Below are 16,624 nucleotides of genomic sequence, written 5' to 3'. Positions count from 1 at the left end.
TCCGAGCCGAGCAGCAGCCTTTTGGGCGGCGGTATGCCCGTCAGCAGACCGGCGGTCGCTCGTTCCCGGCCGCCGGACCCCAGCCTTTCGGAGCCTGCCGAAGACGGCCGCGGCCCGGACCTCGTCTGTTCCGCCCGCACCGCCTGAACACCAATCCGCACACCACCGCGACGGCGTCACCCGCAGTGAGCGCCAGGCCCGACCGGTCAGAGATCGAGGTGGAGTTCCGGCGTGAGGGCACGTGACACGCAGGCGTACATGCGTCCCTCCGGGGCGCCGATGTCGTCGCGGTGTTCCGGACTGCCGGCGAGCACGGTGACCTCGCAACTGCCGCAGACGCCCTCGCGGCAGCCCGAGGGCACCACGTGTCCGGCGCGCGCCAGGGCGTCCAGGAGCGACTGCGCGGCGGCGACCGGGACGGTCCGTCCCGAGCGCGCGCACACGGCCTCGAACGGAGTGTTCGGGGCGAAGGTCCGGACGGCCGGGCGGAAGCGTTCCGTGTGCAGGCGCTCGGCGGGGAAGGCCTCTTGAGCCGCGGCGAGCATCGGCGCGGGACCGCAGCAGTAGACCAGGGTGTCGGGTGCCAGTTCGGCGGCCAGGGCGGTGAAGTCCGGGCGGCCGTCCTGCTCGGTCTCGACGAACCGCACTCTCTCGCCGTGGCGCGAACGCAGTTCCTCGGCGAAGGCCATGGTCTGCAGAGTGCGGCCCACGTGGACGAGGGTGGCGGGGATGTCCGCGCGGACGGCCGCGGACAGCATGGGCAGCAGCGGGGTGACGCCGATCCCGCCGGCCAGGAACAGGTACCGCGACGCGGGCAGGAGCGGGAAGTGGTTGCGGGGCTCCGACACCTCGAGGGCGCGGCCAGGACGGAGGTAGTGGTGGATGTACTCCGAACCGCCCCGGCTGAGCGGATCGTGGCGCACGGCGACGCGGTAGTACTCCTGGTCGGCGGGGTCGCCGCACAGCGAGTACGAGCGGACGAGCCAGTTCGGCAGCGTCAGGTCGATGTGCGCGCCCGGTTCCCAGGGCGCCAGCGGGTCGGTGGCGCCGCGCAGGACGAGCGCGACGACGTCCTCGGCGACCCGGTCGACGCGGTCGATGACGGTGTGCTGCGTCTGCATCGCTGATTCACCTCGGGGTGGGGCACGGAACATGCGGGGGCCGGTGGGATGTCGGGGATCAATAGAGCATGTGGTAGGCGTCTTCGAGGTCGTCGTCGACGATCTTGGGGTCGATGGCCAGGCCCATCTGGGCGGTGACGATCTCGCCCGCGGAGGGCATCTCGTCGGCCAGTGCCTGGCTCGCGGGATCCCACAGACGGGAGCGGACCAGGGCGCGGCCGCAGTGGAAGTAGACCTGTGCCACCTCGATGACCAGCGCCAGGACGGGCTCCCTGCCCTCGGTGTGCATGCGGGCGAGGACATCGGGTTCGTCGGTGGCGTACGCGTGTCCGTTGACCCGCAGCGTCTCGCGCATGCCCGGGATCAGGAAGCACAGGCCGACTCCGTCGTTCTCCGCCAGGTTGCGGAAGGAGTCGGCGATCTTGTTGCCGGGGCGGTCCGGCATCGCGAGCGTGTGCTCGTCGAGCACCTTCACGAAGCCCGGGTAGTCGCCGCGCGGCGAACAGTCGGCGCGGCCCGCCGCGTCCGCCGTCGCCAGCGAGAGGAAGGGAGAGTGCGCGATGAACCGCCGGGAGTGGTCGTCGATCCGGTCGAGGATCTTGGCCTCGACCGAGGCGTCGACAGGTCCGAGCCGCTCCCGGACTTCCTCCGGCGAAAGTCGCCGGGGGCGGACGCTGATGTTCGTCACGAGGGCTCCTTGGGATGGGGCGTGGGGGTCGGACCCGGGCCGGGCCGTGAGACCGCGGCTCGGGGCGAAAACGGCAGGCGCTCACTGCCCCCGTCGGACGAGGACCGCTCCCCCGCAGGTCATGGCACCATTGTGAGCAATTACTCGCATCAAGCGCTACTCGCATTCGTGGCGCATCCAGGAGAGCGGCATGGGGTCGGACCGTCACTCGCTTCGAGCACGTAAACAGCCACTTCAGGCACGCGCCGAGCTCACCCGGCAGCGCATCCTCACCGCGGCTGCTCACGTTTTCGCCGAACAGGGGTACGCGGCGGGGACCACGAACCGGATCGCGGAACAGGCGCGGATCTCGATCGGATCGCTGTACCAGTACTACCCGAACAAGGACGCGATCCTGCTCGAGCTGATCACCCGGCATCTCGATGCCGGGGTGGTCGCGATCGAGAAGCACCAGGGCGACGAGCGGTCCGACTCCCTCGAAGCGATCATGCGCGGATTCGTACGCGCGGTCATCGACAACCACCTCGACGACCCGAAGCTGCTGCAGGTCATGATGGAGCAGGCGCCACGTGCCCCCGAACTCCTCGAGCGGATGGCCCGCGAAGAGCACGAACGCGTCTCCACCATGCAGGAGTTGCTCGCACGCCATCCCGAGGTCCACGTCACCGACACCGAAGTCGCCGCCCACCTCGTCGTGTCCACGGTCGAGCTCAACGTCCACCAGCTCGTCGCCGCGCCGCGTTCCCTCGACGCCCGTCGCCTCGAGGACGAGCTCGTCGCCATGCTCACCCGGTACCTGACGGCCGCCCCCACGCCCGGCTGACGCTCCGCTGCCCTCTTCCCCGGGGGATCGGATGGCCTCAAGTCCCCACGGCCCGAACCGCCCTGAGCGCGGATCCTTCCTCCTCATCGGCAAGACTGGGCGGCGACGGATCACCGACGCGGTCCGGCACACCCCTTGAGGAGGCTCTGGTGCTCAGCAGAGGTACGCGGTGGCTGGCGGGTGTCATGACCGTGGCCACCCTGGTGCTCGTCGGTCCCAGCGCGGCGGGCGATGCCCTCATCGCCAGGCCCCTGCCCGTCGACGGCGTCGAGGAGGTCGTACCGAACCGGGTCATGACGTGGAACATCTGCAACCCCTGTGATGCCAGTGACATCGGCCGCGCGACGGAGATCGCCACGTACGGGCCTCAAGTCATCGGCCTGCAAGAGGCGTGCGTGCGGGACGTGGAGAGGATCCGGGACTACCTGGAGATCCTCTACGGGCTGGAGTACCACGTCGAGTACGGGACGGTCCTGCGCAATCGCAGCCGCTGCGGCGGGTGGCCGTGGAGCCCGGGAGCCTTCGGCCAGGCGATCCTCTCGGCGGCGCCGATGACGGACCACACGGTCGTGGAGTATCCCGACGGCGGCTCGGAGGACCGCGGGTACATGGCGGTCACGACCACGGTGGACGGCCGGTCCGTCCGGGTCTTCAACACGCACTTCGCCCAACGGCGCCAGGAATCGGTCCGGGCGGGCCAGGCCCGCGTACTCGCCGCGGAGGTCGCCCGGCACGACCGCGCGATCGTTCTCGGCGACTTCAACGCCGTGCCGCAGGCCCCGGAACTCGCCCCCATGTGGAAGCTGGCCTCGGACACGGACCCCCGGTGCCGCCCCTCGGACACCGGGGCCTGCGAGCCGACCACCGACTGGCGCAGCAAGTTCGACTACGTCTTCCTGCGGGGCATCTCCGCACGCGGGCACCGCGTGCACCTCACCCCGTACTCGGACCACGACCTGCTGCAGAGCGACTTGGACCTGAAGGAGCGCACCGGGCGATAGCCCTCAGGCCAACGCGGGTCGCGGCTCCGGCTTCGGGGTCGCCAGCGCGGTCGACTCCCACCGTCTGGTGGTGCGTACGTAGCCGTAGATCACGGAGATCATGGCCGCGAGGAGAAGCGGCCCGAACAGCCACGGGTGCCTGGCCATGTCCATCGGCAAATAGCGGTACGACACCAGGAGCGCGGTGAACACCGCCGTGCCGTAGGCGACCAGCTGAATGCCCGATCGCTCCCAGCCGCGGTCGTACACGCGAATGGCCGCCTCGATCGTGAGGGCGAACACCACTCCGGCAAGGAGATCCACGCCGTAGTGATAGCCGAATCCCAACGTCGCGCCGAGCGTGGCGAGCAGCCAGAAGGCACCGGCGTACCGCAGGAACCACGGGCCCTTGCGGGAGTGGATGAAGATGGCGGTGGCCCAGGCCGTGTGCAGGCTCGGCACGCAGTTGCGCGGGGTGATCCCGTCGTAGAGAACCGGGTGCGGGGCGCTGAGCGGCGGCGGGGTGTTCGGCCACAGGTCGGCGATCGCCCACTGCAGGCCGCCGGTTCCTGAGGTGCCGGGGCCGTAGGCGAAGATCGGTCCGACCACGGGGAAGATCATGTAGATGCCGGGCCCGACCAGGCCGATGACCAGGAACGTGCGCACCAGGTGGTGGGTCGGGAAGCGGCGCTCGGTGGCCACGTTGCGCAGTTGGTAGAGCGCGACGACGATCGCGGCCACCGCCAGCTGGGCGTAGACCAGGTCGAGCACATGGGTGCCGATCGGTTCGGTGGCCCTGAGGATCCGGCCGGCCAGCCACGACGGATTGCCGAGCGCGTGGTCGGCGGTCGCCACGTAGGGGTCGAGCACCGTCGGGTGCGTCTTCGCGGTGATGAGCAGCCAGGTGTCGCCGGTCTTGCGTCCTGCCACCAACAGCAGGCCGAGACCGACGCCCTTCAGCAGCAGGACGCGGTCCGCGCCGGTGCGGCGCGTGAGGGCGATCACCGCGCAGCCGAGGATCACCCACAACGCGCCGTTGCCGAAGAACTGGCCCTCGGGCACCTCGGCGTCCACCGCCCACCGCACCAGTACGAAGACGATGTCGATGCCGATCGCGGCGCCGGCGGCGATAAACCGCTGTCGCCAGGTGAGCACCATCATCGTCAGCGCCAGGCCGCCGTACAGCGGCCCCGGCTTGGGGGCGAAGATCACCTCTCGCGCCTGGTTGGTGATCGGGCCCGGCACGCCGCCGTAATGACGCGCGGCGACTTCCAGCGCGACGAGGAACCCGATCGCCACCACACCCGCCGCGGCCCACAGGATCGCCCGCGGGCGACGGAGCGCGGCGAAGTCAATGGTGCGGCTTATTCGGGAAAACACCCGCTTTGTCATGGATATCAATTGTTTGACCGATTTGTTAGATGCTAGCTACATAAGTCGTCCTCACCCTGTTTGGCGCGGTTCTCCGGTGGCGGCTGGGCGATGAGGGCGCTCGTCAAGACCAGATCATGCCATCGCGGCGGTGCGGGGGGCTGCGCCGGTCGTCCGACGCTTGCCGTCGGAGATTGCCGGCCCGCGGGTGCATGGGTGACGGATGGCGGGGCACTCGGCCATCGGATGCAGCAGCGGACCGGTCACGGTCGGCTGGGATCCCACCCGGCCCGGGTATCCAGGGGCGGGATCAGGGTGATGCGGACCCGTTCGGGGCCCGCACACACCGAAGAGCCTCGAGATCGGAACCAACCCATGATTGTCCTTGGTGCCATCTTGCTCATCATCGGCCTGCTGGTCGGTATTTCGCTGCTCACGATCGTCGGCGGTGTGCTCGTCGTGGTCGGCGCGGCCCTGTGGATTCTCGGTGCGGCCGGGCGCAAGGTCGGCGGTCGCAAGCACTACTTCTGACGGCCGAAGTCCATGCGAAGCCTCAGTGGTACACGTACGTCCCTCGTGCGGTTCGGGGCCCTGCGGAGATCCTTCCGCCGGGCCCCTTCGCGGCTCTCGCGGCGTCCGCCCGTCCTGGGTGAAGAACGTCATCATGTCCTCGAGTGAAGGGTTTTCCGGGGCTGCGGCCTCGGCGATCGCCGCACTGCGCTCCTGGGACTCCGCGAGCCCTGCCTAGGCGCGCCGGGGTGGCGTCCTTCTCCCGGTGGGCGCAGATCTCCCGGCCCGGCGTGAGCGCGATCATCGCTCACCGGGAGCAGGGGCCTGACCCGTGACCAGGCGTCGGCCCCGCCGATGAGCAGGCCGGCGGCGATGGTCCTGTCGTCGGTGAACGTCACCTCGTGGCGACCCTCGACCAGGGAACGCACGCCACTGCCCCTGCGCCCCCCCACCCCACCCCCCACCGGACCGTTCCGGCGGGGAGCGCGTCCAACAGGGCCTGTCGCAACTCGCCGCGCCGCGCCTCGGGACGGCCGCCGGTGCCGTCGTCGCCCGTCGCGAACAGGACGTTTCCGCCCGTGTCGAGGAACCGCATCACCTGGCGGCCCAGGCCCGGCTCGACAGGCCACGCCGCGCCCGGCCGGATCGAGGACGGCCTCATCACCGGGTTCCACGTCGTGCGCAGTCCCGCGAAGCTGTCGCGCATGGAGCGGGAAACCCCGCTGACCCGCGGGTGAGAGCCGCGCCTTCCGCACTGCGGAAGGGTGATGGGGCGAGACCCGAGTGACGCGTGGTGTTCAGGGGTAGAGCGCCGTAGACCGGCTCACCGATGAGAAACCTTCCTGACACGCAGTCACCGCACGCGACGTCTTGCGGCGAATGTCTGTCATGAACGGGACATGCGCGCATCCTCGGCGATGCGCCCGACGAGAGGCGACGACGCCATGAACAGATCCGTTTCCAGGGGCTCGGCCCGCACGAGCCTCGCGCTCGGCCTGGCCCTGGCGTCGGCCGTGCTGTGCGGCGCGACGACGAGTGCGGCCGCGGCAGCGCCCCGGGACGTGAGTGGCGGCGCGGCAACGACCTCCCCCACGCGTGCCGGCACCGAACGCGGCTGCCCCGTCGTGTACTTCGACCTCGGCGAGACCCTGGTGCACACCGCCGACGACGGCAGCACCGCCTACCGGCCCGGCGCTGCCTCCTATCTCCGTGCCCTGCGCGAACGCCACATCAGGATCGGTCTGATCACCAACGTGCCGTCGGCCTGGGGAGCGACCGATGCCGAGCGCGCGGCCAGGCTGAAGAAGGAGGTCGACACCACGTGGCAGGGCTCCGCGCCCTTCGCCTGGAAGGACTTCGGCGACCGGATCCTCACGCCCCGCACCGAGGCGGAGCGCAAACCGGCTCCCGTGCTCTGGCAGCGCGCGAAGGCCGCCTCGGGGGCGTGCCGCCTCGTCTACCAGGCGGAGACGGCCGAGGAGGTCGATGTCGCCGCCTCGCTCGGCTATGTGCCGTACCAGGTCGCACGGCCGCACCGGCCCGCGTACCTCCCGGTCCGGCTGATCGAGCTCCTCGGCCGCCGGTCCCGCTGAGCGAGGTCGGCGCCCTCCCGCTGACGTACCCCTCCCCCGAGGGCCACGTCAGCGGGAACCAGCCCGTCAGGCGCTCACCGGTCGGCCCGCGTCTCGGCGTCCTCCGTCTCCCGCGCCCCGGGCCCGGCGTCCGGAGGCGCTCCCGGTGTCGCCGGCGCCTGCCCCCGTTGCACCACCCCACTGCGCAGCAGCAGTTGGAACGCCCCGAGCAGGACCACCGTCGCGAGCGCGCTGTGCCACAGCAGGGCGTCCAGGTGCCCGGCCGAGAGGTAGGCGCCCGCGGCGACCGCCACCAGGGCGCAGACCGCGCGGTCGACGATGCTCTCGACCGACAGCAGCGTGGCGCGCGGGGCGTGCGCGGGCACCGCGTCGTTCACCAGCTTGCGCTGCACCGGGTACGCGAAGCCGGTCGCGGCGGCGAACAGGCAGAGCAGCGCGACCACCGCCCACGGTCCGCCGAACGTCATGGCCGCCAGGGTGCCCGCCAGCGCGAGGCTGAGCAGCGAGACCCAGGCGACCGGCGGCAGGCGGCGGCTGAGCCACTGGGGGCGGGCCGAGGCCACCGCCTCCGCCACCGTCATCGCGGCCAGCACCCCGCCGTGCGAGGCCTCCCCGATGCCGTGGTCCAGCAGGATCGGCTGGAAGAGATTGACCTGACAGATGCGGGACAGCGTGAAGACGGCCACGCCCTGCACCATCACCAGGGCGAGCCACCGCGAGGAGGCGACGCAGCGCAGCGCGGCCCCCGCGTCCCGCAGGAAGGCGCCGCCCCTGCGCCCCCCGTTCCCTCGGTCGGGCGCCCTGTCCGCGGCAGCGCCCGTGCCCCCGGCGAGCCGGGGCAGCGCGACGGCGCAGGCCAGGGAGCCCGCCGCGCTGGCCGCGCTGAGCACGTACGGAGCCGAGTGCGCGACGGACATCAAGGGCCCGACCAGCGGCCAGCACACGACCTTCGCCGCGAGCCCCAGGGCCCGCGCCGTGCCCTCCGCCTTCAGATAGTGCTCGTCACACTTCTCGGCCCGCAGCCCGTCGTACAGATAGGCACTGGCCGCCCCCGAGGTGAGCGAACGGCCCGCTGCGATGGCGAGGAAGTGGACGAGGAAGCCCGTGTACGAGGCGCTCAGGACCGGCGCCAGGTTGGCCGCCGTCATGACCACCGCCCCGGCCCGCAGGCAGTTGCGGGTGCCGATGCGGTCGGCGATCAGTCCGGTCGGGATCTCGAACAGGCAGAAGGCCACGTAGTAGATGCTCTGGATGCCGAAGATCTGCGCGTCCGTCAGGCCCGCGGTCTTCTGGTAGGCGTAGAAGACCGGCATCCACCACAGCAGGTTGAACAGCAGCTGGAAGCCGTAGTTGAGCCGGATGATCCGGCGGGCGGTGTCGGTCACGCCAAGGCTCGCCCCGGCGCCCGGCCCCGGCCGCCCGAGTCGGGGGCTCACAGCGCGTACGGGCGGATCTGGACCAGCCGGAAGTCGCCCCGCTCGGTCATCAGCCACTCGATGTCCAGCGGCTTGTCCACCTCGGCCCCGCCGAGGTCCGATCCGCTGAAGTGGGACTGCAGGAGCCGTCCGGTCAGGGACAGGTCGGCGAGACGGGCACGCGTCGTCGGGGACAGCGCCTCGCCCCAGGAGCCGAGGGCGACGGTCCTGCCACCGCCCTCCACCGTGTTGTACAGGTACTGCTGCGGCAGGACCGTGCCGTCGACGACCTGCTCCGGGGAGCCGGGCGAGCAGTTGAGGTAGACGTTGCGGAAGTCCTCGCGGCGCGTGGGATTGCAGGTCACCAGGACGCCGCCGAGGGAGGCGGACACGTACTCCTGGATGATCACGCCCATGTAGGTGTCGTCCAGGGAGATGCCGACCTGGTGGCGCAGCCGCACGCTGCGGGGTGACACCAGGGAGGCCCACACCTGGCGTACGGCGTCCAGGAGTTCACCGGCGCCGTGGACGGTGGTGACGGAGTCGTAGACGCCCGCGGCGGAGAAGCCCGGCAGGTCCTCGGCGTTGGACGAGGAGCGCACCACCAGCCGTCCGCGCGAGGCCGCGGCGCTCGGGAAGGCCTGGGTGATCTGCCGGGTCACGGACTCGGGGACGGGGGTCTGCCGGATCAGGTGCTGGAGTTGCAGGCAGAGCGAGTCCAGGACGTCGGTGGCGTCGAGCTCGAGGGCCATCTTGAGCTTGCCGATGCCCTGTTGGAGGGCGGGCGAGGAGGCGAGGAAGTGCTGCTGGAGGGCGAAGGGCAGCGCGACGCCTTCCGGGGCCCCGACGGTCGTCGCCACGAAATCGGCGGCGGCCGGGCGCAGTTCGGCCGCGGAGGGCGCGCTCAGCCCGAGCCGTGCCGCGAGGTGCCCGTAGAGGTCCGCGCGCGGTGGGCGGGGCCGCCCGTAGAACGCGGTGAGGTCGGCCGTACGGCTGTCGAGCACGTGGTGCAGCTCGCCGAGGTTCGCCGCCTTGGTGCCGTACCGGTCGCGGTCGGTGCTGCGCAGCCGGTGCAGGGCCAGGACGGGGGTGTCCGCCAGCAGGGGCGGCTCCAGGCGGATGCGCTGCTGGTGCCAGGCCGGAGCCCGCAGGGCCGGTGCCCGGTCCAGCCGCTCCAGGGAGATCTCGTCCTCCCGCACCCGGTAGCGGACCCACGCGCCGTCAAGGCCGCCGCTCTCGACGAGCTGGTCGAGGTCGCGCACGATCGCGTTGGGTATCCCCCACCCCGAGGCGAGCACGTTGGTGTGCGAAAGCGGGGTGATCGGCGCCGTGTTGAGGAATCCGGCCACCCGGGGCACGTCGTCCGGCAGGCAGGGCATGGCGACGATGTCCGCCCAGCCGAGCTCGGCCTCCGCCGCCTCGTACTCCTCGTGCGTACGGAAGTACCGCAGCCGGCCGGTCGCCTCGCCGGGGTTCAGCGGGGTGCGGGTCCTGGAACCGAACAGCTCGTGGCTCAGGATGCGCGGCACGCGCAGTTCGCTGACCGCCGCCAGCTCCTCCTCCTGCCCGTGGTTGGCGGGCTTGAGCAGGACCGGCAGCCTGCCGTCGACGCGCACCCGTACGAACTCGTAGAAGAGCTCGAGGAGTCCGCCGTGCATGGTGTCGGCCTCGGTCGTCTCCAGGACGAGGAAGGTGCGCTCGCGCCCCTCCGCGTCCTCGTCGGTGTGCAGGGAGAGCACACCGAGCAGGAAGCGGCGTCCGGGGTCCATGTACACGGAGGCGTTGAAGGCGTCCAGATCCGCGTCCAGCTCGGCTATCTCCATGCCCAGGACGCGCGTGGCGATGTAGTTGACGTGGAAGGGGTGCGCGGCGGTGTCGAGCAGGTGCCAGGTGTTCGCGGCGCGGTCGACGACGACCTTGAGGTAGGGGTGCCCGGCCAGGACCCCGGAGAGGGTGCGGAAGAGCGGCAGCGAGAGGTTCTCGCCGACGACCGTGCGGTCGGTGGCCGGTTCGGCGGCACCGGTGAACAGTTGGGCGGTCATCGGGACGCCTCCTCGGGCAGCGCGGCGGGCAGGATCTGGGGCAGGGCGTCGACCAGGGTCTCGAAGTCGCGGAGCACGGTCCGCGGGTCGCCGGCGGAGAGCAGGCACAGGGCCGCCATGGTGTTGGCGCCCGCCGCCGGGTCGTAGACGGGCACGACGCTGCCGTCGGCGAGTGAGCTCTCCGCGACCACCGAAAGGTCGCTGCCCCGGCTGAGGGAGACGTCCGCCAGCACCGCGGGGAAGTCCCAGACCCTGCGGTCCGGCCAGGCCACGCCCTTGCCGTCGACCGCGAGGACCACCAGGGAGCCGGCCGCGCCGCGCCCCTGCGCGGGGGTGAGGGCCTGTTCGGGCCAGTCGACCGGGCGGCCCAGGAGGTGGTCGACGAGCATCCCGACGAGGTCGAGCCCGAAGACCTCCTCGCTCTGCGGTACCGTCATCGCGCCGCCGAACCGGGCGGCCGTCTCGATCAGCCACATGGCGCCGCCGGCGCCGAGCTTGATCTCGGTGTGGGTCCCGCAGTCGCGCAGGCCGAGGGCGTCGACGGACTGCCGGGCGAGAGCCACGACGCGGTCCTGGGCGTCCTGGGCCAGCAGGGCCGGGGTGATGCCGGCCCGCTCGGTGAACGGCTCGACGGTGGGCATCCGGCCGCTGAGGCACACGGGGTGGAAGACGCCGTCCGCCACGACGCCCTCGACGCTGACGTAGTCGCCCCAGCCGGGCTCGTCGAACCATTCCGACGCGGTGCCGGTCACGATCTGCTCGACCACGAAGTCGGCGTTGGCCTCCGCGACATGCAGCTCCGCGTATCCCAACTCGGCGGACTCGTCCATCACTTCGCGCGAGCGGCGCCAGGCGGCGGACACCTCGTGCGGGTGGCGGATGATCTGGTGCGCGGTGGACCCCGCGCTCCAGGCCGCCTTGAGCAGCAGCGGGAAGGGCAGCTGCTCGGCCGCCTCGCGCAGGTCCGCCTCCGTGGCGACGGGTCGGAACTCGGGCTGCGGCAGGCCGTGTTCCTGCCAGGTGCGTCGCATCAGCCGCTTGTCGCGGGCGAGCTCGGCGGCACGGCCCGCCCCCGCGAGGCCGAGCACCTCGCACGCCTCGGCGACGGCGACGACCGCGTACTCGGAGAAGGTGAGCACCGCGTCCGCGCCCACGGCCCGCGCCTGCTCGACGATCAGGGCGACCAGGTCGGCGCGCTGCGCGTCGGTGGGTGTCAGGACCGTGGCGCACAGCCGACGGGCGGCGCCGGTCGCGGTGGGAGGAAGAGCGCTGAGCGCCAGCAGGTGCACTTCCGCCTTCGCGGCCGTCCTGGACAGGACGTGACCGAGCGGCGGACCACCCTTGGCATGCACTAACAGCACCTTGCTCACTGAAGTTCGTCTCCATTCGTCCGGTTGGCGCGCGTCACCGCAGGGGGCGTGACGCGCGTAGAGCATGAGGGGATCACCGGGTGTACGTAGCGGGGCGTGTTCACCCGCACACTCAAGGGGACCAGTCGGCAGGTGCCCCCAGCGCCACCGGGGACGCCTGCCGTTCAGGCAAATGCCTGAGTCGCATGGTGCGTTGGTCCGTCCGGAAGATCCCGAAAGGGGCGCGGGCCGGCCACCACTTCGGCCGAGAACCGAGCATGTGCGGCATCCGGACGGGATACCCATCGCGAGGTGACTGTGCGTCAGCCAGTCGCATACGGACGGAGATCACGCTGTGGACGATTCCAGCCTCAAGGCACTTCTCGAGGACCTTCCGGTGTTCTGGTGGGAGGTCGACGAGCCGTGGCAGGTGCTGGAGAGGGGCGGCGGCGCCTTCACCGACACCGGCACGGCGCAGCGCTTCCTTGAGCGGATGCACCAGGAACTCTCGCAGCCGGGGCACTCGCCGCAGAAGGGCCGCTGGCAGGCCACGTTCGACGGCCGCACCTTCGACGTGAGCTGGCCCCTGGACGGGAACCGCGCCCACGGCCGTACGCGCGGACTCGCCGTCGAGGTCGACTCGCGTCCCGAGGCCCCGCGCCGGTACGCCGCCTTCGCGGACCTCGTCGACCTCGCCCCGGCCGCCGCCTTCATCCGGGACCGCGACGGACGCTACCTCTGGGCCAACCACGCCTACGCGCACCTCTACGGCACCGTCCCGCGGGAGCTCGTCGGCAAGTGCATCGAGGACTTCGACGCCCCCGCCGAAGCCGTCCGGTTCCGCGCCCTGGACCAGGAGATCCTCACCCGGGGCACGCCGGTGCGCCACACCCTCGGCTACCGGCGCCCGGACGGCAGCACCGGCCAGGCGGTCGGCCACCGCTTCGCCGTGCGGGAGAACACGCAGACCTGCGTCGCCGGTATCTACGTCGACATCACCGATCACCTGCGCGCCATGGTCCAGCGGCAGGAGGCCGAGGAGAACCTGCGGGCGCTGCGCGACCACAGCGGTCTGCCCTGCGCGCTCCTCTCGGCCAACGGACGGGTGGTCGAGGCGAGCGCCGCGGCCGCCGAACTCTTCCGGCTCAGAGCGTCCGACCTGGTCGGCCGTCGCGCGCACACCCTGCTCGCCCCCGACTCCGGCCTCGACCGGCTGCACCGCAGATGGAACGGGCTGATAGCGCGCCGCACCAGACGGGTGGAGACCTCCGCGGTGCTCGTCGACAGCCTGGGGCGCCAGCGCCGCGCGCAGCTCCATCTGACGACGGTCGGCCACTCCGCCGCGCGCGCCCGTCACGTGTGGGCGCTCGTCACGCACCAGAGCCTCGCCCACGATGCCCATCCGTCGCTCACCGCCGCGCAGATCCGCATCCTGTCCCTCCTGGCGGAGGGCAACAGCAACAGCGACATCGCCACCTCGCTGAAGCTGTCCCGGCAGACGGTCGACTACCACCTCAGCCGCCTGCGCCAGCTCCTGGGCGCCGCGACCCGCCCAGCCCTCGTCGCCCGCGCCTACGTCCTCGGCATCCTCGCGCCCCGCGCGTGGCCCCCGCGTTCGGCGACGGCGGCGCATCCGCTCAGCACGGCCTGACCTCTGGACCGGGCGCCCGACCGCCTCGGCGGCACGGGAGTTCGCACCGGCGAGCGGACGGGTGCCGCTCTCCCCTGCGGCCAGGGCGAGCGCCAGGCACCCGCGTGCCGCGCGTGCCCGTCCGGTCTCCCCTGCGGCCAGGGCGAGCGCCAGGCACCCGCGTGCCGCGCGTGCCCGTCCGGGCGCCTGTTCTCCGCACCCGGACGGCACACAGGACAGACCGGGGCGCGGCGTCCGGCGGCCTCGTGACGATGCCGGGCGGGCGCGGTGTGTCCCTAAAGGGCAGTCGGTACGGGTACGGCGTGGCGAGCGTCCCGCTCTCCTGCGGCGGACGGCGAGAGAAGCGCACTGAACTCCCCTTGCGTAGTGATCATTTTCGGACGTTCACGCCACAGGGCCCGGGATGCGGCGCGGAGCCACCCTGCCGACCTTATGCTTCTACATGCTTGTAGAGAACGCGAGGGCGTTCACCGGCGCCGGCCGGTTCACACGCGCACAAAAAGGAGAGAACGCCTCGATGGTGTTCAAACGACTGCTCGGCTCGCTCGGCGTGGGAGGACCCACGCTCGACACGGTCCTGGATCCCGGGGCCGTGCTGCCCGGCGGCCCGCTCTCCGGGCAGGTCCATCTCGGCGGCGGCAGCGCCGACTTCGACATCGAACACATCTCCCTGGAGCTGGTCGCCAGGGTCGAGGCGGAGCACGCGGACGGAGAGAGCGAAGGCGCCGTCGCCTTCGACCGGTTCACCGTCGGAGGCGGCTTCCGTCTGGGCAAGGACCAACGGCGCACGGTCCCGTTCAGCGTGAATCTGCCGTGGGAGACCCCGGTCACCGAGCTCTACGGCCAAGGTCTTGGCATCGTGCTCGGCGTGCGCACCGAGCTCTCGGTCGCGGGCGCGAAGGACAAGGGCGACCTGGACCCGCTCGCCGTGTGCCCGCTTCCGGCGCAGGAGGCCATTCTGGAGGCGCTGGGGCAGCAGGGCTTCGGCTTCAAGTCCGCCGATCTGGAGTACGGCCGTATTGGCGGTACCGGCCAGCAACTCCCCTTCTACCAGGAGATCGAGCTCACCCCGTCCGCACGGTACGCCCAGGCGGTCAACGAGATCGAGCTGACGTTCCTCGCCTACCCGGGCGGCATGGAGGTCGTCCTGGAGGCGGACAAGCGCGGCGGGCTCCTCTCCGACGGCCACGACGCGGTCACCCGCTTCACCGTCGGCCACGACGGGGTCGAGCACCACGACTGGAACACGCTCGTCGACGGATGGATCCGTCAACTGGTGGAGCACCGCGCGGCGTACGGCTCGCACGACGCATACGGCTCGCACGACGCGTACGGTCAGGGTCACGAGGGGCGCCACCGTTCCGGGCCCGGGATGGGCACCGCCGTCGCGGCGGGTGCCGCCGGGCTCGCGGTCGGGGTCGTCGGCGGCATCGTCGCGGCCGAGGTCGTCGACGAGGTGGGCGACTTCTTCGAGGACGAGGAGGAGGAAGAGGACGACGAGGGCTGAGGCCGTCCAAGTCCAGGACTCTCAACTCCCCGCAGAGTGACGGAATCTGCCCGTCCCTCACCCGCACCGCCCCCACCTACCGCCAGGCGCGTACCAGACCCCCGGCGCGCGCCAAGCCGCAGACAGGACAGGACCCAAGTGTTCGGACTGAGCGAGATCGCCGTCATCCTCATCGTCGTCATACTCGTCTTCGGCGCCAAGAAGCTCCCGGAACTGGCCCGGTCCGCGGGCAAGTCGGCCCGCATCCTCAAGGCCGAGTCCAGGGCGATGAAGCACGAGAAGGACGAGAAGGCCGGCGGCCGGGAAGCGCAGACGCCCCAGGTGGTCCATGGGGAAGTCATCACGCCGACCAGCCCCGAGAAGCCCTGAGGCCCTCCCCCGTCCGCGCACGCCCACGCCCGCGCCGAGTCAGCCGCTGCGCAGGACCCGGAAGCGGGCGAGATGCGCCGGATCGCGCTCGACGACCTGGACGGGCGCCCACGTCCACTGCCACACGCTGATGCCCGGCGTGCGGGAGAACGTGATCCGGCCGCGGGTGCCCTCCACCGCGACGCTCGGCCAGGCCGCGGCGATGCGCTCCCGTTCTGTGCCGTGCGCACGCAGCAGCTCGGCGAGGACAGTGACGGTGTCGTAGCCCTCGAAGGCGACGAAGGAGGGGGCTGCGGCCAGCCGTTCGCGCAGGGCCGCCCCGACTCGTGCGCCGAGCGGGCCGAAGGACTCGGGCAGGTAGCGCAGGAACGGAACCCCCGCGCCGTCGTCACCCGACAACGCCTCCCAAGCGGCGAACTCCGGCTGCCCGGCCGGAGCGCCGATCCTGATGTCGGCGAGGCGCCGGTCACGGCGCACGGCCCGGACGATCGGCACGGCAGGATCCGGATGGCCGACCAGGAGCAGCAGAGCTGTCGCCTCGTGGCCGACGAGTTCGTCGCACACGGCCGCGGGAGTGAGCTCGCGCATGTCGAGCTCGATGAGGCTGCCGCCGCGCGGGGCGAGATGGTCCCGCAGAATGCGGGCGCCGGCTGCCCAGTAGAGGCTCGGCTGGGCCGCCACGGCGATACGGCGGTGACCTGCGCCGAGCAGCACGTCCGCGTACATCTGCCAGCCGCGGGACTGCGGCGGCGCGAGGCGCGCGACCCAATCCGTCGGCTGTTCGGTGAGGGCGTCGAGAACCCCCGACGAGCACAGGAACGGCAGGCCGAGGGCGTCGGCCCTGGTGGCGGCGGCGCGGGCGACGACGCTGTGGTACTCCCCCGCCAAGGCGGCCACGCCCAGGCCCGCCAGTTCGTCCACAGCCGCCTCGGCCCGCCGCGGGTCGGCCGCGGTGTCCCGGACCACCAGCTCAAGAGACCGTCCGCCGATTCCGCCACCGGCGTTGACTTCGTCGGCGGCCAGCTTGAGCCCAGCGAGCAGGTGCAGGCCCGCCTCGGTCCAGCCGGGCCGGGTGAGCGGGACGAGAGCGCCGATCCGGACCGGCGAACCGTCCGGTCGCCCGGCCCCCTCGGAGCGCTGGGCCCGTTCGGTTCCGGGGCGCGAGAGTGACGTACTCATGGGTGGGCGTCTCCGTTGTGCTGCTCG

15 protein-coding genes and 1 pseudogene are annotated in these 16,624 nt (G+C 71.6%); 8 read left to right on the top strand and 8 right to left on the bottom strand.

The genetic code is table 11. The features are described from left to right. Positions 1-206 precede the first annotated feature (206 nt). Both ACZ592_RS38635 and ACZ592_RS38630 read right to left on the bottom strand, forming a co-directional pair. A complete protein-coding gene (locus tag ACZ592_RS38635) occupies positions 207-1,121 on the bottom strand; it encodes a PDR/VanB family oxidoreductase (RefSeq protein ID WP_471586436.1) in 915 nt (304 codons plus the stop codon). Between the two features lie 58 nt (positions 1,122-1,179). Then, the gene (locus ACZ592_RS38630) at positions 1,180-1,809 is read right to left on the bottom strand and encodes an MSMEG_1061 family FMN-dependent PPOX-type flavoprotein (RefSeq protein WP_471586435.1); all 630 of its coding nucleotides are present in this window, start codon (positions 1,807-1,809) and stop codon (positions 1,180-1,182) included. 190 nt (positions 1,810-1,999) lie between these two features. Between ACZ592_RS38630 and ACZ592_RS38625 the strand changes: the two genes are divergently transcribed. Both ACZ592_RS38625 and ACZ592_RS38620 read left to right on the top strand, forming a co-directional pair. Continuing rightward, entirely contained in the window at positions 2,000-2,632 is a 633-nt protein-coding gene (locus tag ACZ592_RS38625) for a TetR/AcrR family transcriptional regulator (RefSeq protein WP_471586434.1), read from the top strand. Positions 2,633-2,817: 185 nt separating this feature from the next. Next, complete coding sequence (locus ACZ592_RS38620) at positions 2,818-3,633, top strand: endonuclease/exonuclease/phosphatase family protein (protein WP_471586456.1); 816 nt, start codon at positions 2,818-2,820, stop codon at positions 3,631-3,633. A 3-nt stretch (positions 3,634-3,636) separates the two neighbouring features. On the opposite strand, the gene ACZ592_RS38615 is transcribed toward ACZ592_RS38620, so the two are convergent. Further along, entirely contained in the window at positions 3,637-5,004 is a 1,368-nt protein-coding gene (locus tag ACZ592_RS38615; protein ID WP_471586433.1) for a phosphatase PAP2 family protein, read from the bottom strand. 354 nt (positions 5,005-5,358) lie between these two features. Between ACZ592_RS38615 and ACZ592_RS38610 the strand changes: the two genes are divergently transcribed. Further along, positions 5,359-5,514, top strand: coding sequence for a hypothetical protein (locus ACZ592_RS38610; RefSeq protein WP_471586432.1), 156 nt, complete (start codon positions 5,359-5,361; stop codon positions 5,512-5,514). 293 nt (positions 5,515-5,807) lie between these two features. Here the strand turns inward: ACZ592_RS38610 and ACZ592_RS38605 are convergent. Next, positions 5,808-6,100: pseudogene (locus tag ACZ592_RS38605) on the bottom strand (FAD-dependent monooxygenase); the annotation flags it as partial. Here ACZ592_RS38605 and ACZ592_RS38600 point away from each other — a divergent pair. Together ACZ592_RS38600 and ACZ592_RS38595 are read left to right on the top strand one after the other, a co-directional pair. Further along, positions 6,072-6,230 (top strand): hypothetical protein, encoded by a 159-nt coding sequence (locus ACZ592_RS38600; RefSeq protein ID WP_471586458.1) that lies wholly within the window; start codon positions 6,072-6,074, stop codon positions 6,228-6,230. The pseudogene ACZ592_RS38605 and the gene ACZ592_RS38600 sit on opposite strands and share 29 nt — an antisense overlap. Before the next feature lie 207 nt (positions 6,231-6,437). Then, complete coding sequence (locus tag ACZ592_RS38595; RefSeq protein ID WP_471586431.1) at positions 6,438-7,085, top strand: HAD family hydrolase; 648 nt, start codon at positions 6,438-6,440, stop codon at positions 7,083-7,085. Positions 7,086-7,159: 74 nt separating this feature from the next. Here ACZ592_RS38595 and ACZ592_RS38590 read toward each other — a convergent pair whose 3' ends face one another. From ACZ592_RS38590 to ACZ592_RS38580, 3 genes are read right to left on the bottom strand one after another with little or no spacing between them, the layout of a single operon-like run. Continuing rightward, the gene (locus tag ACZ592_RS38590; protein ID WP_471586430.1) at positions 7,160-8,521 is read right to left on the bottom strand and encodes an MFS transporter; all 1,362 of its coding nucleotides are present in this window, start codon (positions 8,519-8,521) and stop codon (positions 7,160-7,162) included. Then, the gene (locus ACZ592_RS38585; protein WP_471586429.1) at positions 8,518-10,542 is read right to left on the bottom strand and encodes a PEP/pyruvate-binding domain-containing protein; all 2,025 of its coding nucleotides are present in this window, start codon (positions 10,540-10,542) and stop codon (positions 8,518-8,520) included. The genes ACZ592_RS38590 and ACZ592_RS38585 overlap by 4 nt, the downstream gene beginning before the upstream one ends. Continuing rightward, on the bottom strand, positions 10,539-11,894 hold the full coding sequence (locus tag ACZ592_RS38580; RefSeq protein WP_471586428.1) for an ATP-grasp domain-containing protein: 1,356 nt from the start codon (positions 11,892-11,894) through the stop codon (positions 10,539-10,541). The genes ACZ592_RS38585 and ACZ592_RS38580 overlap by 4 nt, the downstream gene beginning before the upstream one ends. A gap of 352 nt (positions 11,895-12,246) precedes the next feature. Here ACZ592_RS38580 and ACZ592_RS38575 point away from each other — a divergent pair, with 352 nt between their 5' ends. The 3 genes from ACZ592_RS38575 to tatA all read left to right on the top strand — a co-directional run bounded on the left by ACZ592_RS38575 (position 12,247) and on the right by tatA (position 15,418). After that, positions 12,247-13,542: a PAS domain S-box protein gene (locus ACZ592_RS38575; protein WP_471586427.1), complete on the top strand. Its 1,296-nt coding sequence runs from the start codon at positions 12,247-12,249 to the stop codon at positions 13,540-13,542. A 517-nt stretch (positions 13,543-14,059) separates the two neighbouring features. Next, complete coding sequence (locus ACZ592_RS38570; protein ID WP_471586426.1) at positions 14,060-15,049, top strand: sporulation protein; 990 nt, start codon at positions 14,060-14,062, stop codon at positions 15,047-15,049. 138 nt (positions 15,050-15,187) lie between these two features. Further along, on the top strand, positions 15,188-15,418 hold the full coding sequence (gene tatA, locus ACZ592_RS38565; RefSeq protein ID WP_471586425.1) for a Sec-independent protein translocase subunit TatA: 231 nt from the start codon (positions 15,188-15,190) through the stop codon (positions 15,416-15,418). A gap of 39 nt (positions 15,419-15,457) precedes the next feature. Here the strand turns inward: tatA and ACZ592_RS38560 are convergent, their stop codons facing one another. Beyond that, the gene (locus ACZ592_RS38560; RefSeq protein WP_471586424.1) at positions 15,458-16,597 is read right to left on the bottom strand and encodes an ABC transporter substrate-binding protein; all 1,140 of its coding nucleotides are present in this window, start codon (positions 16,595-16,597) and stop codon (positions 15,458-15,460) included. Positions 16,598-16,624: the final 27 nt, after the last annotated feature.

This window comes from Streptomyces sp. NPDC040622, assembly GCF_055593965.1.
Note: the sequence above shows the minus strand (reverse complement) of the source record. Positions and strands in the feature narration are given on the sequence as shown.